Raw genomic sequence first — 22,233 nt, 5'->3', positions numbered from 1 at the left:
ACGTCCCGGCAACGATAGGGCCGCCGCGCTTGCGCTGCGCGGCGGCCCCTGCTTCCGGCGCCGGCCCGAACGATTCGGGGCGGCGCATCCAGAGCGGTCTCAGCCCTTTTTCAGCACCCGGTTTCCGAGCGTCTCGGCGATCTGCACGGCGTTCAGCGCGGCGCCCTTGCGCAGGTTGTCGGAGACGCACCAGAAGTTCAGGCCGTTGTCGACGGTGGGGTCCTGGCGCAGCCGGCTGATGAACACCGCGAAGTCGCCGACGCATTCGACCGGGGTGACGTAGCCGCCGTCCTCGCGCTTGTCGACGACCATGATGCCCGGCGCCTCGCGCAGGATGTCGCGCGCCTCGGCCTCGTCGAGATGGTCCTCGAACTCGACGTTCACCGCCTCGCCGTGGCCGACGAAGACCGGCACCCGGACCGCCGTCGCGGTGACCTTGATCGACGGATCGACGATCTTCTTGGTCTCGGCCACCATCTTCCATTCCTCCTTGGTCGAGCCGTCCTCGAGGAAGACGTCGATATGGGGAATGACGTTGAAGGCGATCTGCTTCGGATAGACCTTCGGCGGCACGTCGTCGGTCGGGTTGTAGACCGCCTTGGTCTGGTTCCAGAGCTCGTCCATGGCGTCCTTGCCCGAGCCCGAGACCGACTGGTAGGTCGAGACCACGACGCGCTTGATCTTAGCGCGGTCGTGCAGCGGCTTCAGCGCCACCACCATCTGCGCGGTCGAGCAGTTCGGGTTGGCGATGATGTTCTTCTTGGCGTAGCCCTCGACCGCCTCGGGGTTCACCTCGGGCACCACCAGCGGCACGTCCGGGTCGTAGCGGTAGAGCGACGAGTTGTCGATCACCACGCAGCCCGCCTTGGCGGCCACGGGGGCGTATTTCTTGGTGGCGTCCGAGCCGATGGCAAAGAGCGCGATGTCCCAGCCGGTGAAGTCGAATTGGTCGAGATCCTGGGTCTTCAGGGTGCGGTCCCCGAAGCTCACCTCGGTGCCCAGCGACCGGCGCGAGGCCAGCACGGCGATCTCGTCGACCGGGAAGCCCCGTTCGGCGAGAATGTTCAGCATTTCCCGGCCCACATTGCCGGTGGCTCCTGCGACGACGACCTTGTAGCCCATGCTTGGGTCTCCTTCGTAGCTGTGCGCCATGAGGGGCCGGCGGCCCCGAGACGCGTCCGGCGCGGTTTACCGCAGCCCGGCGCGGGCCGAAAGCGGGTTTTGCCGACGGTCCCGGGCAGAGACTTGGCAATCCGCGGTCACAAAGCGGACGCGCCATAGGCGGTATCCCGCCGAGGCGCCGCGCCGTTTGCGCCCGCAGCATTCCCCGCTTGCCTCCAGGGCGGCCGTCTGCTCAACGTTAGGCGAATTACAATTGTCTCAGCCCTACCCACGGGCGACGCCGCCTGACCGTCGCGACCGGTCCGGCGCGGGCAATATTTTCCTTCAGCTGCGGGGGCGGCACTCGGACCGATGCTTTTCAGATTCGTCACCTCGCTGTCCCGCGGCCACAAGGAAATCATCTTTCTCACCCTCGACGCGGTGATGACGGTCGCGGCCTTCGCGCTGGCGCTGCTGCTGAACGGCCGCACCCATCTCGGGGCGGACACCGTGACCGCGCTGGCGCCGATCGGCGCCGCCATGACGATCGCCGGCATCGGCGTCGCCATCGCGCTCGGCCTGCCCAAGATCAAGCTCAACGCCTACGAGATCCGCGGCATCTCCCTGACCGCGGTCTTCGCGCTGCTGGTGGGCGCCGCGGGCGGCCTGCTGAACGCGCTGGCCGGGCGGCTTGTGCCGGGCGAGGTCTTCGTGATCTTCAGCGTCGTCTTCCTGGTCGCCGGCGCGGCCTGGCGCATCCTGCTGCGGCAATGGCTGCTGCAGATCTATCGCAAGGGCAACCGGCACATCCGGGTGCTGATCTACGGCGCCGGCCAGACCGGACAGCAGCTGGTGGCGGCGCTGAAGAGCGACTACGCCGCCCACCCGGTGGCCTTCGTCGACGACAACCCGACGCTGCAATCGCTGCGCATCTCCGGGCTGCCGGTCTATGCCCCGGCGAAGATCGAGGCGCTGGTGACCCAGCGCAGCATCGACCGCGTGGTTCTGGCGATGCCGTCGATCAGCCATTCCCGCCAGGCCCGCATCGCCCACAACCTGCGGCGCATCGGCTGCGAGGTGCACGCCCTGCCCTCCTTCGCCGAGCTGATCTCCAGCAGCGAGCTGCGCCGCCGCTCCGCCCCGGTGGCGCTGAACGCGCTGCTCGGGCGCAACCGGCTGGAATCGGAACTGCCCGGGGTCAGCCACGCCTATTCCGACCGCCGCATCCTGGTCACCGGGGCCGGCGGCTCGATCGGCTCGGAGCTCTGCCGCCAGCTCATCGCCTGCAAGCCGGCCTGCGTCGTGGTGCTCGACCACGCCGAGCACGCGCTCTACAAGATCGACAAGGAGCTGCGCGACCTCGCACCGAAGCTGCACGTGGTGCCGGTCCTGGCCTCGGTGCTCGACGACACGATGATGCGCCGGGTGATCGCCGCCCACGGCATCGACGTGGTGCTGCACGCCGCCGCCTACAAGCACGTGGTGATGGTCGAGAACAACGAACTGGCCGGCCTCAACAACAACGTCATCGGCACCAAGGTGATGGCCGAGGCGGCGCGCGATGCCGGGGTCGAGCGCTTCATCCTCGTCTCCTCCGACAAGGCGGTGCGCCCGACCAATGTCATGGGCGCCTCGAAGCGGCTGTCGGAACTGGTGATCCAGGATCTGGCCACCCGCTCTGCCGGCACCCGCTTCTCGATGGTGCGCTTCGGCAACGTGCTGGGCTCCTCGGGCTCGGTGATCCCGCTCTTCGAGGAGCAGATCGAGAGCGGCGGGCCGGTCACCCTGACCCACCCGGACGTCACCCGCTACTTCATGACGATTTCCGAGGCGGCGCGGCTGGTGCTGCTCGCCGGGTCCTTCGCCCGCGGCGGCGACGTCTTCGTGCTCGACATGGGCAAGCCGGTGCCGATCCGCAAGCTGGCTCGCCAGATGATCGAGGGCGCCGGCCACACCGTGAAGGACGCCGACAACCCCGACGGCGACATCGAGATTAAGATCACCGGCCTGCGCCGCGGCGAGAAGCTGCACGAGGAACTGCTGATCTCAGCCGACATGCTGACCACGCCGCACCCGAAGATCCTGCGCGCCCAGGAGAACCACCTGTCGGAAATCGAGGTGGCGACCGCCCTGCGCGAGCTGCGCCGGGCCATCGGCGCGCTCGACGTCGATCACGCCCGGGCGGTGATCCACCGCTGGGTCGAGCGCGCCGAGGAGGAGCCGGCCGAGGATCGCGAGACCGCCGGCATCTGAGCCGCGCCGCGCTCAGCGGTTCGGGATGTGCTCGCGCGGCGGCTTCGGCTTCCAGGTCTCGATCAGCGCCGCCGCCTCGTCGGCATTCTCCACATAGCGGAACAGCTCGAGGTCCTCGGGGCTGATGGTGCCGGCCTCCGCCAGCGCCTGCCAGTTCACCACCGCGTCCCAGAACTCGCGCCCGAACAGCAGCACCGGCACCTGCTTCATGCGGCCGGTCTGGATCAGCGTCAGCGTCTCGAAGAGCTCGTCCATGGTGCCGAAGCCGCCGGGGAACACGCAGACCGCCCGCGCCCGCATCAGGAAGTGCATCTTGCGGATCGCGAAGTAGTGGAAGTTGAAGGCCAGATCCGGCGTGACGTATTCGTTCGGCGCCTGTTCGTGCGGCAGCACGATGTTGAGCCCGATCGACCGGCCGCCGGCCTCGTGGGCGCCGCGGTTGCCAGCCTCCATCACGCCCGGGCCGCCGCCGGTGGCGATGACGAAGTCGCGGCCGCCGCCGGCCAGCGACTTCTCGGTCATCTTGCGGGCAAAGGCGCGCGTCTCCTCGTAGAACCGCGCCATCTCGCCCAGCGCGGTGGTGCGGGCGCCGCGCGGGTCGTCGGGCGACGGGATGCGCGCGCCGCCGAACAGCACCACGGTGGAATCGATGCCAGCCTCGTTGAGCAGCAGGTCGAACTTCATCAGCTCGAGCTGCAGCCGCACCGAGCGCAGCTCCCGGCGCAGCAGGAAGTCCTCGTCGGCATAGGCGAGGCGATAGGCCGGGGACCGCGTCTGCGGCGTGTCCGGCACCTTGGCCGCGGTCTCGCGGTCGCTCTCGGCACGGCGGAAGGGGCTGTCCTTGGGGTCGGTCTGCTCGGTCATGTCGGCTCCGCATGGCTTGCCGGACAGAGCTAGCCCGTCGCCGCGCCGGAGGCCAGCGCGACCATTGCCCGCGACGACTTCGGGCGGTCTTTCCACGCCGGACCGTGGCGGCTATGACCACCGACGACATGGGAACCGGAGGCACCATCATGGACATCCAGGCACTGGAAACCGCCATCGAAAGCGCCTGGGAGGCGCGCGACGGCATCACCCCGGCAACGCGGGGCGAGACCCGGGACGCCATCGAGGAGACCCTCGACGCGCTCGACGGCGGCCGCCTGCGCGTGGCCGAGCGCCAGGAGAACGGCGATTGGCGCGTCAACCAATGGGCCAAGAAGGCGGTGCTGCTGGGCTTCCGGCTGAAGGACATGGCGCCGCAATCGGGCGGGCCGCAGGGCGGCGGCTGGTGGGACAAGGTCGACAGCAAGTTCAAGGATTGGGGCGACGCCGAGTGGAAGGAGGCCGGCTTCCGCGCCGTTCCGAACTGCATCGTGCGCCGCTCGGCCTACGTGGCGCCCGGCGTGGTGCTGATGCCGTCCTTCGTCAATCTCGGCGCCTATGTCGACAGCGGCACCATGGTCGACACCTGGGCCACCGTGGGCTCCTGCGCGCAGATCGGCAAGAACGTGCACCTGTCGGGCGGCGTCGGCATCGGCGGCGTGCTGGAGCCGATGCAGGCGGGCCCCACCATCATCGAGGACAATTGCTTCATCGGCGCCCGCTCCGAGGTCGTCGAGGGCTGCATCGTGCGCGAGGGCGCGGTGCTCGGCATGGGCGTGTTCATCGGCAAGTCCACCAAGATCGTCGACCGCGAGACCGGCGAGGTCACGGTCGGCGAGGTGCCGCCCTATTCGGTGGTCGTCGCGGGCTCGATGCCGTCGAAGAACGGCGTCAACCTCTATTGCGCGGTGATCGTGAAGCGCGTCGATGCCCAGACCCGCTCCAAGGTCGGCATCAACGAATTGCTGCGCGACTGAGCGCCCGGGCGGCCCCGCGCGGGCCGCCCCACCCCCGGCATGCAACCCCATCGCCACCCGCGACGTTGGGTCGGCAATGTCGAAAGGGTTCCATGTTTGACGATCTCTCCACCCCGCTCCTCTTCGGCCTCTTCGCGCTCGCCGGAGCGGCCGTGGTCCTGGCCTCGATCCGCGCCGCGGTCCTGGCCGATGTGATCGCCGACCGCTCGCGCATGGGCGAGGCCATGGTCGGCGGGCTGATCCTCGGCGCCGCCACCTCGCTCGCGGGCGTCGTGGTGTCGGTGAACGCGGCGCTGTCGGGCGATGCCAGCTACGCCTTCTCCAACGCCGTGGGCGGCATCGCGGCGCAGACGCTCTTTCTGGCCATCGCCGACATGCTGCACCGCAAGGCCAACCTCGAACATGCCGCGGCCGAGCCGGCCAACCTGTTCCAGGCGGTCATGCTGATCATCCTGCTGTCGCTGCCGCTGGCGGCGATAACCGGGCCGGAGATGGCCTATTTCGGCGTCCACCCGGTCTCGCTGGTGCTGTTCCTCGCCTATCTGGCCGGGGTGCGGGCCGCCAACACGGTGCGCGAGGAACCGATGTGGCGGCCGGTCAAGACCTCCGACACCCGCCGCGACTCGCCCGAGGACCCGGAGGAGGCCGAGCGCCCGGTCACCGGGCCGGCCCTGCGCTTCGCGGCGCTGGTGGCGGTGATGGGCGCCGGCGGCTGGGTGATCTCGGAGGCCGGCGGCACCTTCATCGGCCGCTTCGGCCTGGCCTCCAGCCTGGTCGGCGCGCTGATCACCGCGGTGGTGACCTCGCTGCCGGAATTCGTCACCACGCTGACCGCGGTGCGTCGCGGCGCACTGCAGCTCGCGGTCGGCGGCATCATCGGCGGCAACACCTTCGACACGCTGTTCCTGACCGCCGCCGACATCGCCTATCGCGACGGCTCGCTTTACCACGCGGTGGGCACCACCGACCTCTACTGGCTCTCCACCGGCCTGCTGATGACCGCGATCCTGCTGGCCGGGCTGATCCTGCGCCAGCGCGAGGGGCCGGGCCGCATCGGCGTCGAGAGCGTGCTGCTGATCGTTGTCTATTCGATCGCCGCGCTGCTGGAGATCTTCGCCGGGCGGAATACCTGATCCGGCACGGACTTATAAACCGCTTCACAGCAGAAGGAGACGGAAATGTCGGGACTGGGATGGATCGCCACGATCATCGTCGGGGCGCTTGCCGGCTGGATCGCCGAAAAGATCATGAAAGCCAACCACGGATTGCTGACCAACATCATCCTCGGCATCCTCGGCGCCATCGTGCTGAACTGGATCCTGATCGCGCTGACCGGGTCGACGCTCGGCGGCTGGATCGGCCAGCTCGTCGTCGGCGCCATCGGGGCCTGTATCCTGATCGCCGGCTGGCGCGCCGTCCGACGCTAGGCTTCCCCGCACGCGACCCGGATGCCGCGCAGCATCCGGGTCGCGTCGCGCGGCGGGCGCCTGCGCGCCGCTTGACAAGGCGCGGCCCGCGACCGAGATGTCGCGGCATGACGAAGCCGCCGCGCACCCAACAGGTTTACACGCTTCTGGTCGAGGTCGGCCGCAAGGCCGGCGACGGCCTGCCCGAGGGCTGCACCGGCGCCGCGCTGATGTGCTATGCCTCGGGCGTCGACGAGGCCGAGGCGGTGCGCGAAAGCGTCGCCATCCTCAAGCAGGCCGACATGGCGCCGCTCGATGTCACCGGCTACGGCACCCGCGAGGAACGCCTCGCCTCGGGCCACGAGATCGACGCCGAGGAAGCCGAACTGATGGACCGCGCCCTCGCCGAGAACGCGGTCATCGTCGCCCAGGTCACGCCGTTCTTCGACAAGTGAGCGCCCCGGCGCGCGCTCAGGCGACGCGGGCCTGCGCCAGGGTCAGCGCCTCGAAGCGGCGCAGCACCGGGCGCGGCGCCGGCACCTGTTCCGGCAGGAGCGCCGGATCGATCCCGGCGAGCAGCGACCGGTCCAGCCCGCCCCGATCACGCCTGAGCCGCCCGGCATAGAAGCTGTCCAGCGCGATCCCGGCGGCCAGCAGCGCGGCATGGCGGGGCAGCAGCACCTGGTGGTAGCGCAGGAACATGTAGCGGGTCTCGGAGCCCGCGTCGCCGCCGCCCAGCAGCGTCTCCGCCGGCACCGCCACGGTCTCGCAGCCGAAGGTGTATTCCACGTCCGGCCCCGCCATCACCAGCCGCTGGCCCGGCGCCACCACCAGGTCCTGGGCAAGCCCCAGCGCCGGGGCCCGGACATGCACCGGGCGGAAGGCCCCGTAGGCCGGAACCGTCCGGCTCAGCACCGCCAGCACCGGCTGCGGGCCGGCGTCGCGGGTCAGCACCGTGTCCCCCGGCCGAAGCTCCGCCACCGGCCGCGGCCCGGCAGGTGTCAGCACCGGCGTGGCCGCGGTCAGGCCGGGCATGCGTCCCACCGGCTCCGCCGCATCCGAGGCGGCGAGGTAGACCAGCGCCGGGTCGCGATGACATCCGGGGGCGTCCGGGTCCGCCAGGCGCCGCAGGTCGGCGAGATGCAGAGCCGGCGGCGGCGGCGTCGCGATCGTGCGGCTGACCTCGTCCTGCGGCCGTTCGAGGGTCAGCCGGCCGCGCCCGGCCGGCGCGTCCCAGCAGAAGGTCAGACGCAGGAGCGCCTGCGGCAGCCGCGGCGGCCCGGCCAGCACGGCATGAAACACCGCATTGTCCTGCTCCAGAACCAGCACCAGCGTGCCATCGGGCCGCATCTGCAGGCCCAGCGTCCGGGGCGCCGCGCCGCCGGTCGCGAGCCCCAGCAGGATGCACGGCTCCGGACCGGACGGCGCGGCGAATTCGAGCATCAGCGCGCCGCGTTCCAGCCAGTTGCCCGCCGGTCCGGACGGCGACGCCAGGCGGTACGGGCAGGTCCAGCCCGTGCCGTTCGTGAACAGCGCGATCCAGCTCATCGCCCTGGACGTCCGGTTGCGGAAACCGCCCGGAGAACACCGCACACCATGCTTGCCCCACCGCCGGCCTATCGCGAAACCGGCATTCTTTTTTCGCAAGTGTAGCCAGGCCCGCGGCCGAGGCCAGCCGCCCGGCCCGCGCGCCGCGGCGAGTGCGGCAAACGCGCGACATTTGCGCCCGGGGCGCGCAGCGGGTAGCGCTGGCACAACCGCCGCCAGCCGGAGTGCCGCCGCCATGTCCCCTGCCCCCCTCGACCCGGTCGATCCCGTCGAGCTCACCCGCCGCCTGATCCGCTGCCCCTCGGTGACGCCGGAGGAGGGCGGCGCGCTCGACCTGCTCGAGGCCGAGCTCGAAGCGGCGGGCTTCGCCTGCACCCGGGTGCGGCGCGGCGGCATCGACAACCTCTTCGCGCGCTGGGGCGCCCGCGGCCATGCCCGGAGCTTCGGCTTCAACGGCCATACCGACGTGGTGCCGGTCGGCGACCCGGCGGGCTGGAGCGTCGATCCCTTCGGCGCCGAGATCCGCGACGGACGGGTCTGGGGCCGCGGCGCCACCGACATGAAATCCGGTGTCGCGGCCTTCGTCGCCGCCGCCATCGACCATGTCCGCGCGGCGCCGCCCGACGGCGCGCTGATCCTCGCCATCACCGGCGACGAGGAGGGCGACGCGGACGACGGCACGCGGGCGCTGCTCGACTGGATGGAGCAGTCGGGCGAGCGCATGTCGGTCTGCCTCGTCGGCGAGCCGACCTGCCCCGAGCACATGGGCGAGATGATCAAGATCGGCCGCCGCGGCTCGCTCAACGCCTGGTTCGAGGTCGCCGGCGTGCAGGGCCACGCCGCCTACCCGCACCGCGCCGTCAATCCGGTGCACGCCTTGGCCCGGCTCGCCGACCGGCTGGCCAGCCACGAGCTGGACCGGGGCACCGCGCATTTCGATCCCTCGACGCTCGCGGTGGTCAGCCTCGATGTCGGCAACGCCGCGACCAACGTGATCCCGGGCCGCGCGCGCGGCCTCGTCAACATCCGCTTCAACGACGCCCATAGCGGCGCCTCCCTGACCCGGTGGCTCGAACAGCTGGCGGCCGAGACCGATGCCGCCTTCGGCACCCGGACCGGCCTGCGGATCAAGGTCTCGGGCGAGAGCTTCGTGACCCCGCCGGGGCCGCTCTCCGACCTCGTCGCGGCGGCGGTGGCGGCGGAATGCGGCACCGCGCCGGTGCTCTCGACCTCGGGCGGCACCTCGGATGCACGTTTCGTGCGGGCGCATTGCCCGGTGGTGGAGTTCGGCCTGGTCGGGCGCAGCATGCATCAGGCCGACGAACATGCCGAGATCGACCAGATCGAGACCCTGAAGCGCGTCTATGCCCGCATCCTGCGCGACTACTTCGCCTGAGCGGCGCTGCGCTTCGCGGATGACGGCCCCCGGGGCGCGTGCTACCTGACGCCCATGACCAAGCTGCCCACCCGTGCCCAGATCCTCGACTGGATCGCCGAGAACCCCACCCTGACGGCCAAGCGCGACATCGCCAAGGCCTTCGGGATCAAGGGGGCCGCCCGCATCGACCTGAAGCGGATCCTCAAGGATCTGGAAGCCGAGGGGCATCTGGAGAAGCGCAAGAAGACCTACCGCGACCCCGAGCGGCTGCCGCCGGTCTCGGTGCTCGAGGTGCTGCCGCCCGATGCCGACGGCGACCTCTTCGCGCGGCCGCTGGAATGGCACGGCGAGGGCGTCGAGCCCTCGGTGATCGTGATCCCGCGCGAGGCCGACCCGGCGCTCGCCCCCGGCGACCGCATCCTGGCCCGGCTGCAGCAGGTGGCCGGCGAGGAGCATCATTACGAGGCCCGGCTGATCCGCCGCATCGGGCTGAGCCCGCGCCGCGTCGTGGGGATCTTCCGCAAGGGCGCCGAGGGCGGCCGCATCCTGCCGCTCGACAAGGGCGCCGACAAGGAATGGCAGGTCGCCCCCGACGCCACCGGCGGCGCCCGCGACGGCGAGCTGGTGGAGGCCGAACAGGCCGGCCCCAAGGGCCGCATGGGCCTGCCGCGGGCGCGCATCACGGCGCGCATCGGCGACCCGTCCGAGCCGCGCGCCGTGTCGCTGATCGCCATCCACCAGCACGGCATTCCCGACGACTTCCCCGACGAGGTGCTGGCCGAAGCCGACCGCATGAAGCCCGCCGGCCTCAAGGGCCGCGAGGATCTGCGCGACCTGCCGCTGGTCACCATCGACCCCGAGGATGCCCGCGACCACGACGACGCGGTCTATGCCGCGCCCGACGACGACCCCGAAAACCCCGACGGCCATGTCGTCTGGGTCGCCATCGCCGATGTCGCGCATTACGTCCGGCCCGGCTCGGCGCTCGACCGAGAGGCGAAGAAGCGCGGCAATTCCAGCTACTTCCCCGACCGCGTCGTGCCGATGCTGCCGGACCGGCTGTCCGGCGACCGGTGCTCGCTGCACGAGGGCGTGCCGCGGGCCTGCCTCGCCGTGCGCATGGTGATCGGCGCCGACGGCGAGAAGCGCGGCCAACGCTTCGTGCGCGGCCTGATGCGCTCGCCCGCCTCGCTGACCTACCAGGAGGTGCAGGCGGCGATCGACGGGCAGCCCTCCGAGCGCACCGCGCCGCTGCGCGAACCGGTGCTGCAGCCGCTCTACGCCGCCTATGCCGCGCTCCGCGCCGCCCGCGAGCGGCGCCAGCCGCTCGATCTCGACCTGCCGGAGCGCCGCATCCGGCTCTCAGAGGACGGCCGCGTCGAGGCGGTGAACCATGTCGAGCGGCTCGACGCGCACCGGCTGATCGAGGAATTCATGATCCTCGCCAACGTCTCGGCCGCCGAGACGCTGGTGAAGAAGAAGGTGCCGCTGCTCTTCCGCGTCCACGAGGAGCCGCCCGAGGACAAGCTCGACGCGCTGCGCGAGACCGTGCAGGCGGCCGGCCTGACCCTGGCCCGCGGCCGGGTGCTGCAGACCGCGCATCTCAACCGCCTGCTGCACGAGGCCGAGGGCCGTGACGAATCCGAGCTGATCAACCTCGCCACCCTGCGGGCGATGACCCAGGCCTATTACAGCCCGAAGAATTTCGGCCATTTCGGCCTCGCGCTGCGCAATTACGCGCATTTCACCTCGCCGATCCGGCGCTATGCCGACCTGATCGTGCATCGCGGCCTGATCACCGCGCATGGCTGGGGCGAGGACGGGCTCGACGCGGACCAGATCGAGCGGCTGGAGAGCATCGCCACCCATATCTCCGAGACCGAGCGGCGCTCCATGGTGGCCGAGCGCGACACCACCGACCGCTACCTCGCGGCCTTCCTGTCGGACCGCATCGGCGCCGAGTTCGGCGGCCGGGTCTCCGGCGTCACCAAGTTCGGCATCTTCGTCAAGCTCGACGAGACCGGCGCCGACGGGCTGGTGCCGATCCGCGAGCTGGGGCGCGAATTCTTCCATTTCGACCGCGAGGCCGGCACCCTGATGGGCGCCGAGACCGGCACCGTGATCCATGCCGGCCAGCGTGCCACGGTGCGCCTCGTCGAGGCCGCGCCGGTCTCGGGCGGCATCGGCCTCGAGCTCCTGACGCTCGAGGAGGCGACGCTGCCCGGCGGCAGCGGCGGCGGCCGCGGCCGCAAACGGCCCGGCGGCCCCCGCCGCCCCGGCACCGCCCCGCCGCGCCGCAAGCTGGTCCGCGCCAAGAAGAAGGACGCGAAGGTGAAAAAACGACCTCGAACTTAGCACATCATTAGCGCCCTGTTGTCTTTGAGGTACCGTTCCCGCGGAGGGATTCTCGGCTAGCACGCAATGCTCCCCAGTAGGAACTTCGTCGCGGTATCCAGTTCTTGCAGCCGCCCTGCGTTCTTCACGGCGACCCCATAAAAAGAATGCGCGGCGCCGAATTACATGTGACCCGTCTTTCCTCCGGTTTGACGGAAAATCCGTGTGCATGATGTCGCTGCTTATGATTTAGGTGCAGGCAAGCCTCGCGTTCTGCTACGGGCCGGACCGATTAGTCGCGTTGGGTGGCAGTTAGACTGACAACCGCATCATCACAGGCGGGCGCGAGCGTTTTCAGCGTGAGACCGCGTCCGTGCGAGGGGCAAGCTTCGGCAGCTTGGATCGCATTTGGTCCGCAACCAACCGCCATTGCGCCTTGGCCGTAGCGTGGTCGGGCTAAGCAAAGGCCGTGGCGATGAGGGCTGACACCACCCGACGGCTGCTCTTTCCGGCATGAGCCTAGGCGTTTTGATGAGTGTGGACACGGCAGCGCTGCCGGGTAGTAGACACGGCGCGCGCAGTCGCTGCCTTGAACCCCGCGTGGGCATCGCTGATCACCACCTTCACGCCGCTGATGCCGCGGCGCACGAGAGCGCGGAGAAACACGGTCCAGAATCGCTCGGCCTCAGAGGCACCTTTCACCAGGCCCAGAACCCCGCGCCACCCATCGGTGTTCGCGCCCCATGGCGATGGTAACGGCCGCAGACACGAAGCGCCCGCCCCGGCGCACCTTGAAGTAGGCCCCGTCGATCCAGAGATAGGGCAATTTCCCCTCGATTGGCCGGGTCAGGAAGGCATCGACCCGCTCATCAATTTTTTTTGGCAGAGATGGCTGAGTTGGGCTGCGAGATCCCGGTGCCGCCCAAGGCCTGCATGAGATCGTCCATCGACTAAGTCGACAGGCCGTGGACATACGTGGTCGGCGAGTGTCGCCTGCAGGTCAGCGCCATCGCTGTGCAACTGTCCCGATCGTGGAATTAGGCTTCTACCGGAACCTTTGAAAGGCAATATTAAAGGTCCACCGTGCGTTACGAACACCATAACGTAGGGCGGGTTCGGTTTGCGTCCGCCGGGCCTGCGGCGTAGCATCCCGGCAAAGCTTCCTGCCTCCGAGGGCGTTGCAAAAGCGAGTCGGCATGCTAGGCCCGCGTCGCATTCGCCCGCCGCTCGCATCTGGAGGCGCGGGCCGAGGTCAATTTTTTGAGGCGATGGTCGTGACATGAAACTTTGTGCTGATTCCCCGAGCCCCGATCCCGCCAGCCCCGGGCTGGGCAGCGATGCGGTGGCCGCGGCGCGCCGGGTGCTGACCATCGAGGCGGACGCGCTTCGCGCAATGTCCCGCACCATTCCCGAGGATTTCGTTGCCGTGGTCGAGGCCATTCTGGCCTCCCGGGGGCGGGTGATCCTTTCGGGGATCGGCAAGTCCGGCCACGTCGCGCGCAAGATCTCCTCGACCCTGGCCTCGACCGGCACGCCGTCGCATTTCGTGCATGCCGCGGAGGCCAGCCACGGTGATCTCGGCATGGTCACCTCGGCCGATGTCTGCATCCTGATCTCGAATTCCGGCGAGACCACCGAGCTGGGCGACATCATCGCCCATACCCGTCGCTTCGGGATTCCGATGGTGGCGATCAGCAGCCGCGCCGACAGCACGCTGATGAAGGCCGCCGATTACCGGCTGCCGCTGCCGGATGCGCCTGAGGCCTGCTTCATCGGCATGGCGCCCACCACCTCGACGACACTGACCATGGCGCTGGGCGATGCCCTAGCGGTGGCGCTGATGGAGCAGCGCGGCTTCGTGCGCGAACAGTTCCGCACGCTGCATCCGGGCGGCAAGCTCGGCGCACAGCTGGCCACGGTGGCGCATCTGATGCACGGCACCGACGAGTTGCCGGTGGTGGCCCCCGAGACGCCGATGGGCGAGACGCTGGTGCGCATGACGACCTGCGGCTTCGGCATCGCCTGCGTGGTCGAGTATGGCCGGTTGGTCGGCGTGATCTCCGACGGCGACCTGCGGCGGTCCATGAACGGGCTGATGGAGCGCAGCGCGGGCGAGGTCGCCACCCGCTCGCCCAAGGTGGTGCCGCCCGACATGCTGGCCGCCGAGGCGGTGAACGTGATGCAGCAGAACAAGATCATGACGCTTGTTGTGACCGATGAGGAGAACCGCCCGGTGGGCATCCTGCGGATCCACGACTGCCTGCGCGCGGGCGTGGCATGAAGACGGTCATCCTGATCCCGGCGCGCTACGGCTCGAGCCGGTTCCCGGGCAAGCCGCTGGCCGAGCTGAAGGGCCCGGACGGCGCCAAGACCCTGATCCAGCGCAGCTGGGAGGCGGCCTGTGAGGTCTCAGGCGTGGCCGAGGTCCATGTCGCCACCGACGACGACCGGATCCGCGCCGCCGCCGAAGGTTTCGGCGCCCGGGTGGTGATGACCTCCGAGACCTGCGAGAACGGCACGCTGCGCTGCGCCGACGCGCTGGCCCGCGGCGGGATCGAGGCCGATCTGGTGGTCAACCTGCAGGGCGACGCGCCGCTGACCCCGGCCTGGTTCGTCGAGGACCTGATCGCCGCCATGGCCGCCGATCCCGAGGCCCGGGTGGCGACCCCGGTGGTGCGCTGCGACGCCCAGACCTACGGCCATTTCGTCGAGGACCGCCAGGCCGGCCGGGTCGGCGGCACCACGGCGGTGTTCGATGGCGGCGGCAACGCGCTCTACTTCTCCAAGGAAGTCATCCCCTATATCGACCCGGGCAAGCGCGCGGCGCGCTACGACCAGGTGTTCCACCATGTCGGGCTCTACGCCTACCGCCCGGACGCTTTGCGCGCCTATGCCGGCTGGTCGGCGGGGCCGCTGGAGACCCTGGAGGGCCTGGAGCAGCTGCGCTTCCTGGAAAACGGCTGGCCGGTGCGCTGCGTCGAGGTGGCGGCGCGCGGGCGGGTGTTCTGGGAGCTCAACAACCCCGAAGACGTGGCACGAATCGAAGGCATCCTGACCGCATGACCGACCAAACGCCCCTGCCCCGCATCGTCGAGATCGGTCCGCACCGGATCGGCGGCGCCGAGCCCTTCGCGCTGATCTCCGGTCCGTGCCAGCTGGAAAGCCTCGACCATGCGCGCATGATGGCCGAGCGCATCGCCGAGGCCTGCGCGCCGTCGGGCACGCCGTTCATCTTCAAGGCCAGCTACGACAAGGCCAACCGCTCCTCGCTCGGCACCGCGCGCGGTCTCGGCATGGAGGCCGGCCTCACCATCCTGTCGAAGATCCGCGACGAGTTCGGCTGCCCGGTGCTCACCGACATCCACACCGCCGAGCAATGCGCCCCGGCGGCCGACGCGGTGGACGTGCTGCAGATCCCGGCCTTTCTGTGCCGCCAGACCGACCTGCTGCTCGCCGCGGGCGAGACCGGGGCGGCGATCAACGTCAAGAAGGGGCAGTTCCTCGCGCCCTGGGACATGGCCAACGTGGCCGCCAAGATCGCCTCCACCGGCAACGAGCGCATCCTGCTCTGCGACCGCGGCACCAGCTTCGGCTACAACACCCTGGTCAGCGATTTCCGCGGCCTGCCGATCATGGCCCGCTCCGGCTACCCGGTGGTGTTCGATGCCACCCATTCGGTGCAGCAGCCCGGCGGGCAGGGCGCGACCTCGGGCGGGCAGCGCGAATTCGCCCCGGTTCTGGCCCGCGCCGCCTGCGCGGTCGGCGTCGCGGCGCTGTTCATCGAGACCCACGAGGATCCCGACAACGCCCCCTCCGACGGGCCCAACATGGTGAACGTGTCTGACTTAATCCCATTTCTGGGAATCCTGTCCGCGCACGACAAATTGGCGAAGTCTGCAATGTAAATAATGCAAGCTGAACCGGTTGGAACCGCCGGTCCCCTGGGTAGGGAGTAGGGATAACCGTGCGCAGGCCTCAAACTCCATCGAGTTAATATAGCCAAGCCTAGTGTAGCGGCACCTCCGGCGGGAGAGCGCTCGGTGTGATTGGGCTGCTGCCGGTCCCGTGGACACGACGATAAGATCGTGACCATGGGATTGGAGACCTCAGATGAAGAGACGAACGTTCAGCCGCGAGTTCAAGCTTGAGGCTGTGAAGCTGGTGACGGAGCGCGGTGTCGCCGTCGTCCAGGCATGCCGGGATTTGGAGCTGTCCGAGAGCGTGCTGCACCGATGGATGCGCGAGGTGGGAGACGCGCCTCTCGGGGCATTCCCCGGCCACGGGCGGGTCAGCCCGGAGCAGGCCGAGATCGTAGCCTTGCGCAAAGAGGTCGCCCGTCTGCCGATGCCGTGAAGTTCCGGCGCAGCCTGTTCGAAGCGATCGGATAGTCGTGCGGCTGCGGTCCAAGGATTGACCAACTTCATCTCCGGGTGGTCGCCGGACTTGGTTCTCGTCATGGCATCTCCTCCGTTCGAACGGAGGGCGTGGGTTATGCCAGTTCGTTATCTTCCTAACCGGGATCGCGCGGACAGCCGGCGTCACCACTCTCAAGTGCGCATGAACCCATGGGCCACGTTTTTTAACGGGGTCGAACCCACCAATAAGCCAACGGCCGCTGCCCTCCCGGGCCGAGCGTAGCACGCGGCGTTTCTATTCCGCACAGGCGGGCGCCGATCCGGGATGGTTTTTTAGGATGTCACGCTCCTCCAAGACCCGCGCCAGCTCCTTCTTCAGGCGCCGGATCTCGGTGTCTTTCTCCGCCTCTCCCGATGACGCCTTCGCAAACTTCTTCTTCCAGGCGTAGAGCGAATACGGGCTGACCCCGAGCCGCTCCGACACCTCCCTGACCGGGTAGCCTCGCTCGGTGATCTGCGCGACCGCATCCCGCTTGAACTCGTCGCTGAACTTGCTGCTGCTCATCATGGCCTCCTTGCCTCAAAATTAGCGAAGAAGGCGTCACGGGGCTATTCACTACTTGGCCATCCGCAACTTCGAGAAGGACGGCCGAAACGTGCGGGAATGGTTTGCCGCCCGCAATCAGTTTGCAATAATGTTCGGTGAGCGCTTCGACGCTTGAGTATCCCAAACCGCATGGGCCGGGCCGGATACACAAAGTTCAGGACACTCCCGTCCCGGTCGCGATATCCGCTGCGCTGCGCCAGCCGTTCGCCGCTCTTCTCGCCATACTCGGCGCCGGTCTTGGCACCGACCTCCAGCTCCATCAGCCGCTCGGCCGCGAACCCGATCATCTCGCGCAGCAGATCCGCATCGCCGCTCTTCTCGAAAAGCGTGCCGAGGTCCGTAATCGGTTTGGTCATCGGGGCATCCCTCGGTTCAGGTTGGCACAGCAACCCGACCCTACCGAGGAACCCGATGGCCACCGCCAACTACACCACGCCCCGGGTCGTGACCTTGGCCTGCCTCGCGAAGGGGCGTTGCAGCTTTGTGTTGCAGCTGCCCAGGTCTGCACACGGCACGGTGCCGGCGCCGCCTGTGCGTATGTGGCAGAGCGGTGCGTCGCATTCGTCGGGAATGCCAGGGACCACAAGTCTGTCGCTCAAGACTGCGTTCCGTCGCGGCGCCCGAATCTGCGCGCTGACTGTACTCGGCTGAGCGCCCTGCCGGGGCGGGGGACTTCGAGAGGAAGCGGCGGTCGGATATGGCCTGACGAAAGACAGCGTCGGTGCCGATCCGGGAGCAGAGCGGGCGCGCCGCGGTATTTCGGCCAGGCCTGCTCGCTATCGCGGGGATGTAAGCAAAAGCATTTCGAAACTCAGCCAATAAACGTTGCAATATGCAATGTTAGAGCCGCTTGAGGTACTGCCCGTAGGCGTTCTTGCCGAACACCTCCGCCCGCGCCATCAGCGCCGCGCGGTCGATCCAGTTCAGCCCGTAGGCGATCTCGTCAGGGCTGCCGGTCTGCAGCCCTTGGCGCTCCTGCAGCGTGCGCACGAAGTTGCTGGCATCGAGGAGTGAGCCATGTGTGCCGGTGTCCAGCCAGGCATAGCCGCGGCCCATCGTCTCGACCCTGAGCAGGCCCTGAGCGAGATAGCTCTCGAGCAGCGTGGTGATCTCCAGCTCGCCACGCGCCGAGAGCTTCACCCCGCGTGCGCGCTCGGGCGCGGAGGCGTCGAGGAAATAGAGGCCGGTCACCGCGTAGTTCGAGGGCGGCACCTCGGGCTTCTCGATGATCGCCCTAGCGCGGCCCTCGGCGTCGAAATCGACCACGCCGTAGCGTTCGGGATCGGCCACGTGGTAGCCGAAAACCGTGCCGCCCTCGGTCCGCGAATTGGCCGCGGCCAGCATCTCGGGCAACCCGTGGCCGAAGAAGATGTTGTCGCCCAGCACCATCGCCGAGGGGCTGCCTGCAAGGAAATCCTCGGCCAGGATGTAGGCCTGTGCGAGGCCGTCGGGGCTCGGCTGCTCGATATAGGTGAGCGCGACACCCCACTGGCTGCCGTCGCCTAGGAGGCGGCGGAACTGGACTTGGTCCTGCGGCGTGGTGATCATCGCGATCTCGCGGATCCCGGCCAGCATCAGCACGCTGAGCGGGTAGTAGATCATCGGCTTGTCGTAGACCGGCAGCAGCTGCTTGGAGACGCCGAGGGTGATCGGGTAGAGCCGGGTGCCGGAGCCGCCGGCGAGGATGATGCCCTTGCGCGCGCTCATGCCGCCTCTCCTTCGTAGACGAAGGGGCTCTGCCAGTCGGCGAAGCGCGGCGCGGCGCGGTCCTTGTCCGACAGTACCGCGCGCGCCGCGTCGATGCCCCAGTCGATGGCGATGTCGGGGTCGTTCCAGGCCACGGCGCCGTCGCACTCGGGCGCGTAGACATCCGAGCACTTGTAAAGGAGCTCGACATCCGGGGTCAGGGTGGCGAAGCCGTGCAGGAAGCCCTTGGGGATCAGCAGCTGGTGGCCGTTCTCGGCCGACAGCTCGGCGCCGACCCAGCGGCCGTAATGCGGCGAGCCGCGGCGCACGTCGACGGCGACGTCAAGCACCCGACCGCGGGCCACCCGCACCAGCTTGTCCTGGGCGTGCGGCGGCGCCTGGTAATGCAGGCCGCGCACCGTGCCGGGCACGGCGCTCATGGAATGGTTGTCCTGGACGAAGTCGATCTCGATCCCGAGGCGCGCCAGAACCTGCCGGTTCCAGCTTTCCATGAACCAGCCGCGGTCGTCGCCGAAGCGGCGCGGTTCCAAGAGCAGCATGCCGGGCAGGGCGGTCTCGGTGATCTTCATCTGGGTGTCGTCCCTTCCTGGAAACCTGGTCTCAGGCCGGCGCCGTGGCGCCGAGCTCGTGCAGCACCGCGTCGAGGCTGGTGCGCCAGTCCGGCCGCGCGATGCCGAACCGGGTCTCGAGCGCGCCGCACTCCATCCGCGAATTGGCCGGGCGCGGCGCCGGGGTGGGCCAGTCAGTGGCGGGAATGTCCGCAACCTCGGTGGCCATGCCGGCGCGCGCGAAGATGGCGCGGGCGAACTCCGCCCAGCTGACATCCGGGGCGCCGGAGAAATGGAACGTGCCGCCCTCGGCGCCCTCGGCCATGGCCTTGGCCATGGTGAGCAGGGCTGCGGCGATGTCGGCGGCGGCGGTCGGGCCGCCGATCTGGTCGCCGACCACGGTCAGCCGGTCGCGGGTGGCGCCGACCTTGAGCATCGTCTTGACGAAGTTCGCGCCATGCGCGGAGAACACCCAGGAGGTGCGCAGGATGGCGTGGCGGCCATCGGCGGCGCGCACCGCTTCCTCGCCGGCCAGCTTGGTGCGGCCATAGGCGCCGAGCGGCGCGGTCGGATCCTCGGGGCGCCAGGGCCGGGTGCCGCTGCCGTCGAAGACGTAATCGGTCGAGACGTGCAGGAACGGCGTGCCGGCGGCGGCGCAGATCCGCGCCATCTCGGCGGGGGCTGCGGCGTTGACCGCGTGGGCCTCCGCCTCCTCTGCCTCGGCGGCGTCGACGGCGGTCCAGGCGGCGGCGTTGATCACCGCGCGGGCCCCGGCGATCGCGGGTTCGAGCGCCGCGGCGACGCTGTGCGGGTCGGAGAGGTCGGCGGCCCGGCGGTCGAGGATCGTCAGCGCCACGCCGGCAGCCTCGGCCTGGCGGGCGATCTCGGTCGCCACCTGGCCGGTCCGGCCGAACATCACCACCCGGATCATGCCGTGCGCTCGGCCTGCTGCGCCGGCTTTGCGCCGCCACTCGTTCCGGTGCCGAGGCGCTGGCCCACGCCGTCGCGCTGCTGCAGCGTCCGCCACCAAGCCTCGTTGTCGAGATACCAGCGAACGGTCTTCTCAAGCCCCTGTTCCAGCGTCACCGAGGGCCGCCAGCCCAGCTCCTCGCGGATCCGCGCCGGGTCGATGGCGTAGCGCGCATCGTGGCCGGGGCGGTCGGCGACGAAGGTGATCTGCTCGGCATAGGGCGCGGCGCCCGGCTTCAAACGGTCGAGGATGGCGCAGATCGTCCGCACGAGGTCGATGTTGCGGGCCTCGTTCTCGCCGCCGATATTGTAGGAGCGGCCCAGCGCCCCCTTCTGCAGGACCAGCAGCAGGGCGTCGGCGTGATCCTCGACATAGAGCCAGTCGCGCACGTTCAGACCCGCACCGTAGACCGGGATCGGATCGCCCGCCAGCGCCTTCAGGATGACCACCGGGACGAGCTTTTCCGGGAAGTGGAAGGGCCCGTAATTGTTCGAGCAATTGGTCATCACCACGGGCAGGCCGTAGGTTTCGTGCCAGGCCCTAACGAGGTGGTCGGAGGCCGCCTTGGAGGCCGAATAGGGCGAGTTCGGCGCGTAGGGCGTGTCCTCGGTGAACTTGCCGGTCTCGCCCAGCGTGCCGAACACCTCGTCGGTGGAGATGTGGTGGAAGCGGAACCCCTCCGGTCGGCCGCGCCCGACCCAGTGGGCCCGCGCGGCCTCCAGCAGGTTGTAGGTGCCAGTCACATTGGTCTCGATGAAGGCGCCGGGGCCGTCAATCGAGCGGTCGACATGGCTCTCGGCGGCGAGGTGCATGATCGCTTCGGGCCGGTGCCGGGCGAGGATCGCGTCGAGCGCGGCGCGGTCGCGGATGTCGGCATGCTCGAAGGCATAGGCCGGGCTATCGGCGACCGAGGCGACGTTGTCGAGGCAGGCGGCATAGGTCAGGGCGTCGAGATTGACGACCTCGTGGCCGTCGGCGATGGCGTGACGAACGACCGCGGATCCGATAAAGCCGGCACCGCCGGTGACGAGAATCTTCATGGCGAAATCCTTTCCCCTCCCTCTAAGCGCGGGGGCGCGTGACGCAAAGGCGAAGGTTTTTGATTATGCGTGTGAAGACGTGGCCACAACATTTAGTTGCCTCCTTCGGCGCGAGGAGTCCTAGCCCGTCCGGGCTCAGGTTACTCTTCGATCATCGGAGAGTATCCGGATGGATCAAAGCATTTTATCGCCTGTCCTGGGCGACTTAGAACTGCGTCCGGTGGCCTACGGCGGGCGCGTGTCCGCATTGTGCGGTGTTGGGCCTTAAGCGGTCTAACTGCCTACGCCCGCCACTGGTCTTCGAGGCGTGGTGATAGACGCACTCATACTTCAGGGAGCCGTAACCGACCAATCGGAGACGCCTGCATGATGGAGGGTTCCGAGCTAAGACACGTGCATGGGCTGCTGCCGGTCCCGTGGACAGCAAGTTAAGGTAGCAGGTAGTGCCCCGGGAGATGGTGTAAGAGCGCCGACCTTCGGAGAGGTCCAAGGCTAATCAGGTCGCCACGGCGGACAATCTGACGGTGGCAGTGTCGGTGACACGGGCGAGCGTTTCAAGGCTCATGTATCTCCGGGCGACCGTCCATTCGTCGTTGGTCTCGAGCATCAGTGCGCCGACGAGCCGGACGACGGCCTCGTCGTTTGGGAAGATACCGATCACGTCGGACCTGCGCTTGATCTCGCGGTTCACCCGCTCAAGCGGGTTCGTCGACGCGATCTGGGTCCAATGCTCCCGGGGAAAATCCATGTAGGCGAGAACGTCATCGCGCGAGGCGTCCATGAGGGCGCCGAGCCTCGCCTGCTTCTCGCGCAGCGCGTCCGCAACCACCTCCCACTGGGCTTCGGCATCCGCCTTGTTTTCCTGGGCGAAGATCGTCTTCAGCATTGCCGCCACAGCGGTGCGTTGCTTGGTCGGGGCATGGGCAAGCGCGTTCCTCATCCAGTGGACGCGACAGCGCTGGTGCGTCGCATCGAACACCCGCCGCGCAGCAGCCCGCAGACCCTTGTGGTCATCGCCGACGACCAGCTTCACGCCGCGCAGGCCCCGGTCGGCGAGAGACCGGAGGAAGTCCGTCCAGAACGTCTCCGCCTCGGAGGGCCCGGTGGCGACACCGAGAACCTCGCGCTTGCCGTCCTCGTTGACC

The 22,233-nt window shown here is 68.9% G+C and carries 18 protein-coding genes and 4 pseudogenes; 11 read left to right on the top strand and 11 right to left on the bottom strand.

Annotated features, from left to right (window positions below; genetic code table 11):
- Positions 1–99 precede the first annotated feature (99 nt).
- Positions 100–1,122: an aspartate-semialdehyde dehydrogenase gene (locus ACXYMW_RS18320; protein WP_459036775.1), complete on the bottom strand. Its 1,023-nt coding sequence runs from the start codon at positions 1,120–1,122 to the stop codon at positions 100–102.
- A gap of 351 nt (positions 1,123–1,473) precedes the next feature.
- Between ACXYMW_RS18320 and ACXYMW_RS18315 the strand changes: the two genes are divergently transcribed.
- Positions 1,474–3,354 (top strand): polysaccharide biosynthesis protein, encoded by a 1,881-nt coding sequence (locus ACXYMW_RS18315; protein ID WP_459036774.1) that lies wholly within the window; start codon positions 1,474–1,476, stop codon positions 3,352–3,354.
- 12 nt (positions 3,355–3,366) lie between these two features.
- Here ACXYMW_RS18315 and ACXYMW_RS18310 read toward each other — a convergent pair whose 3' ends face one another.
- Positions 3,367–4,218 (bottom strand): LOG family protein, encoded by an 852-nt coding sequence (locus ACXYMW_RS18310; RefSeq protein WP_459036773.1) that lies wholly within the window; start codon positions 4,216–4,218, stop codon positions 3,367–3,369.
- A 149-nt stretch (positions 4,219–4,367) separates the two neighbouring features.
- Here ACXYMW_RS18310 and dapD point away from each other — a divergent pair, with 149 nt between their 5' ends.
- The 4 genes from dapD to ACXYMW_RS18290 all read left to right on the top strand — a co-directional run bounded on the left by dapD (position 4,368) and on the right by ACXYMW_RS18290 (position 7,056).
- Positions 4,368–5,195: a 2,3,4,5-tetrahydropyridine-2,6-dicarboxylate N-succinyltransferase gene (dapD, locus tag ACXYMW_RS18305; RefSeq protein WP_459036784.1), complete on the top strand. Its 828-nt coding sequence runs from the start codon at positions 4,368–4,370 to the stop codon at positions 5,193–5,195.
- 92 nt (positions 5,196–5,287) lie between these two features.
- Entirely contained in the window at positions 5,288–6,328 is a 1,041-nt protein-coding gene (locus tag ACXYMW_RS18300; RefSeq protein WP_459036772.1) for a sodium:calcium antiporter, read from the top strand.
- Between the two features lie 45 nt (positions 6,329–6,373).
- Positions 6,374–6,622, top strand: coding sequence for a GlsB/YeaQ/YmgE family stress response membrane protein (locus ACXYMW_RS18295; RefSeq protein ID WP_459036771.1), 249 nt, complete (start codon positions 6,374–6,376; stop codon positions 6,620–6,622).
- Positions 6,623–6,729: 107 nt separating this feature from the next.
- Positions 6,730–7,056: a hypothetical protein gene (locus ACXYMW_RS18290; RefSeq protein ID WP_459036770.1), complete on the top strand. Its 327-nt coding sequence runs from the start codon at positions 6,730–6,732 to the stop codon at positions 7,054–7,056.
- A 16-nt stretch (positions 7,057–7,072) separates the two neighbouring features.
- On the opposite strand, the gene ACXYMW_RS18285 is transcribed toward ACXYMW_RS18290, so the two are convergent.
- Entirely contained in the window at positions 7,073–8,149 is a 1,077-nt protein-coding gene (locus tag ACXYMW_RS18285; RefSeq protein ID WP_459036769.1) for a Hint domain-containing protein, read from the bottom strand.
- A 235-nt stretch (positions 8,150–8,384) separates the two neighbouring features.
- Here ACXYMW_RS18285 and dapE point away from each other — a divergent pair, with 235 nt between their 5' ends.
- Complete coding sequence (gene dapE, locus ACXYMW_RS18280; RefSeq protein WP_459036768.1) at positions 8,385–9,545, top strand: succinyl-diaminopimelate desuccinylase; 1,161 nt, start codon at positions 8,385–8,387, stop codon at positions 9,543–9,545.
- A gap of 54 nt (positions 9,546–9,599) precedes the next feature.
- A complete protein-coding gene (gene rnr, locus ACXYMW_RS18275; RefSeq protein WP_459036767.1) occupies positions 9,600–11,882 on the top strand; it encodes a ribonuclease R in 2,283 nt (760 codons plus the stop codon).
- Positions 11,883–12,230: 348 nt separating this feature from the next.
- On the opposite strand, the pseudogene ACXYMW_RS18270 reads toward rnr, so the two are convergent.
- A pseudogene (locus ACXYMW_RS18270) lies at positions 12,231–12,835 on the bottom strand (IS256 family transposase); the annotation flags it as partial.
- 305 nt (positions 12,836–13,140) lie between these two features.
- Here ACXYMW_RS18270 and ACXYMW_RS18265 point away from each other — a divergent pair.
- From ACXYMW_RS18265 to ACXYMW_RS18250, 4 genes and pseudogenes are all read left to right on the top strand, one after another.
- Positions 13,141–14,142, top strand: coding sequence for a KpsF/GutQ family sugar-phosphate isomerase (locus ACXYMW_RS18265; protein ID WP_459036766.1), 1,002 nt, complete (start codon positions 13,141–13,143; stop codon positions 14,140–14,142).
- On the top strand, positions 14,139–14,924 hold the full coding sequence (locus ACXYMW_RS18260) for a 3-deoxy-manno-octulosonate cytidylyltransferase (RefSeq protein ID WP_459036765.1): 786 nt from the start codon (positions 14,139–14,141) through the stop codon (positions 14,922–14,924). Before ACXYMW_RS18265 ends, ACXYMW_RS18260 begins: the two co-directional genes overlap by 4 nt.
- Positions 14,921–15,766 carry a 3-deoxy-8-phosphooctulonate synthase gene (gene kdsA, locus ACXYMW_RS18255; RefSeq protein WP_459036764.1) on the top strand — a complete coding sequence of 282 codons (846 nt, stop codon included), beginning with the start codon at positions 14,921–14,923 and terminating at the stop codon, positions 15,764–15,766. The genes ACXYMW_RS18260 and kdsA overlap by 4 nt, the downstream gene beginning before the upstream one ends.
- Before the next feature lie 205 nt (positions 15,767–15,971).
- Positions 15,972–16,202: pseudogene (locus tag ACXYMW_RS18250) on the top strand (transposase); the annotation flags it as partial.
- Positions 16,203–16,547: 345 nt separating this feature from the next.
- Here ACXYMW_RS18250 and ACXYMW_RS18245 read toward each other — a convergent pair.
- From ACXYMW_RS18245 to ACXYMW_RS18215, 7 genes and pseudogenes are all read right to left on the bottom strand, one after another.
- Positions 16,548–16,784 (bottom strand): annotated as a pseudogene (locus tag ACXYMW_RS18245) (transposase); the annotation flags it as partial.
- A gap of 206 nt (positions 16,785–16,990) precedes the next feature.
- A pseudogene (locus ACXYMW_RS18240) lies at positions 16,991–17,179 on the bottom strand (transposase); the annotation flags it as partial.
- Positions 17,180–17,663: 484 nt separating this feature from the next.
- Entirely contained in the window at positions 17,664–18,530 is an 867-nt protein-coding gene (gene rfbA, locus ACXYMW_RS18235; RefSeq protein WP_459036763.1) for a glucose-1-phosphate thymidylyltransferase RfbA, read from the bottom strand.
- A complete protein-coding gene (gene rfbC, locus ACXYMW_RS18230) occupies positions 18,527–19,099 on the bottom strand; it encodes a dTDP-4-dehydrorhamnose 3,5-epimerase (protein WP_459036762.1) in 573 nt (190 codons plus the stop codon). The genes rfbA and rfbC overlap by 4 nt, the downstream gene beginning before the upstream one ends.
- A 31-nt stretch (positions 19,100–19,130) precedes the next feature.
- Entirely contained in the window at positions 19,131–20,009 is an 879-nt protein-coding gene (rfbD, locus tag ACXYMW_RS18225) for a dTDP-4-dehydrorhamnose reductase (protein WP_459036761.1), read from the bottom strand.
- Positions 20,006–21,088 (bottom strand): dTDP-glucose 4,6-dehydratase, encoded by a 1,083-nt coding sequence (gene rfbB, locus ACXYMW_RS18220; protein WP_459036760.1) that lies wholly within the window; start codon positions 21,086–21,088, stop codon positions 20,006–20,008. Before rfbB ends, rfbD begins: the two co-directional genes overlap by 4 nt.
- A 496-nt stretch (positions 21,089–21,584) precedes the next feature.
- Positions 21,585–22,233 (bottom strand): IS256 family transposase (locus ACXYMW_RS18215; protein ID WP_459036759.1); only part of this gene is annotated, 649 nt, incomplete at its 5' end.

The organism is Roseivivax sp. CAU 1761 (genome assembly GCF_054482755.1).
This window is presented reverse-complemented; position numbering and strand designations above follow the sequence as displayed.

What these genes read in the sequence shown, in the direction of transcription:
- ACXYMW_RS18320 (WP_459036775.1), bottom strand. Translation starts at nt 1,122, where the DNA reads ATGGGCTACAAGGTCGTCGTCGCAGGAGCCACCGGCAATGTGGGCCGG.
- ACXYMW_RS18315 (WP_459036774.1), top strand. Translation starts at nt 1,474, where the DNA reads ATGCTTTTCAGATTCGTCACCTCGCTGTCCCGCGGCCACAAGGAAATC.
- ACXYMW_RS18310 (WP_459036773.1), bottom strand. Translation starts at nt 4,218, where the DNA reads ATGACCGAGCAGACCGACCCCAAGGACAGCCCCTTCCGCCGTGCCGAG.
- dapD (WP_459036784.1), top strand. Translation starts at nt 4,368, where the DNA reads ATGGACATCCAGGCACTGGAAACCGCCATCGAAAGCGCCTGGGAGGCG.
- ACXYMW_RS18300 (WP_459036772.1), top strand. Translation starts at nt 5,288, where the DNA reads ATGTTTGACGATCTCTCCACCCCGCTCCTCTTCGGCCTCTTCGCGCTC.
- ACXYMW_RS18295 (WP_459036771.1), top strand. Translation starts at nt 6,374, where the DNA reads ATGTCGGGACTGGGATGGATCGCCACGATCATCGTCGGGGCGCTTGCC.
- ACXYMW_RS18290 (WP_459036770.1), top strand. Translation starts at nt 6,730, where the DNA reads ATGACGAAGCCGCCGCGCACCCAACAGGTTTACACGCTTCTGGTCGAG.
- ACXYMW_RS18285 (WP_459036769.1), bottom strand. Translation starts at nt 8,149, where the DNA reads ATGAGCTGGATCGCGCTGTTCACGAACGGCACGGGCTGGACCTGCCCG.
- dapE (WP_459036768.1), top strand. Translation starts at nt 8,385, where the DNA reads ATGTCCCCTGCCCCCCTCGACCCGGTCGATCCCGTCGAGCTCACCCGC.
- rnr (WP_459036767.1), top strand. Translation starts at nt 9,600, where the DNA reads ATGACCAAGCTGCCCACCCGTGCCCAGATCCTCGACTGGATCGCCGAG.
- ACXYMW_RS18265 (WP_459036766.1), top strand. Translation starts at nt 13,141, where the DNA reads ATGAAACTTTGTGCTGATTCCCCGAGCCCCGATCCCGCCAGCCCCGGG.
- ACXYMW_RS18260 (WP_459036765.1), top strand. Translation starts at nt 14,139, where the DNA reads ATGAAGACGGTCATCCTGATCCCGGCGCGCTACGGCTCGAGCCGGTTC.
- kdsA (WP_459036764.1), top strand. Translation starts at nt 14,921, where the DNA reads ATGACCGACCAAACGCCCCTGCCCCGCATCGTCGAGATCGGTCCGCAC.
- rfbA (WP_459036763.1), bottom strand. Translation starts at nt 18,530, where the DNA reads ATGAGCGCGCGCAAGGGCATCATCCTCGCCGGCGGCTCCGGCACCCGG.
- rfbC (WP_459036762.1), bottom strand. Translation starts at nt 19,099, where the DNA reads ATGAAGATCACCGAGACCGCCCTGCCCGGCATGCTGCTCTTGGAACCG.
- rfbD (WP_459036761.1), bottom strand. Translation starts at nt 20,009, where the DNA reads ATGATCCGGGTGGTGATGTTCGGCCGGACCGGCCAGGTGGCGACCGAG.
- rfbB (WP_459036760.1), bottom strand. Translation starts at nt 21,088, where the DNA reads ATGAAGATTCTCGTCACCGGCGGTGCCGGCTTTATCGGATCCGCGGTC.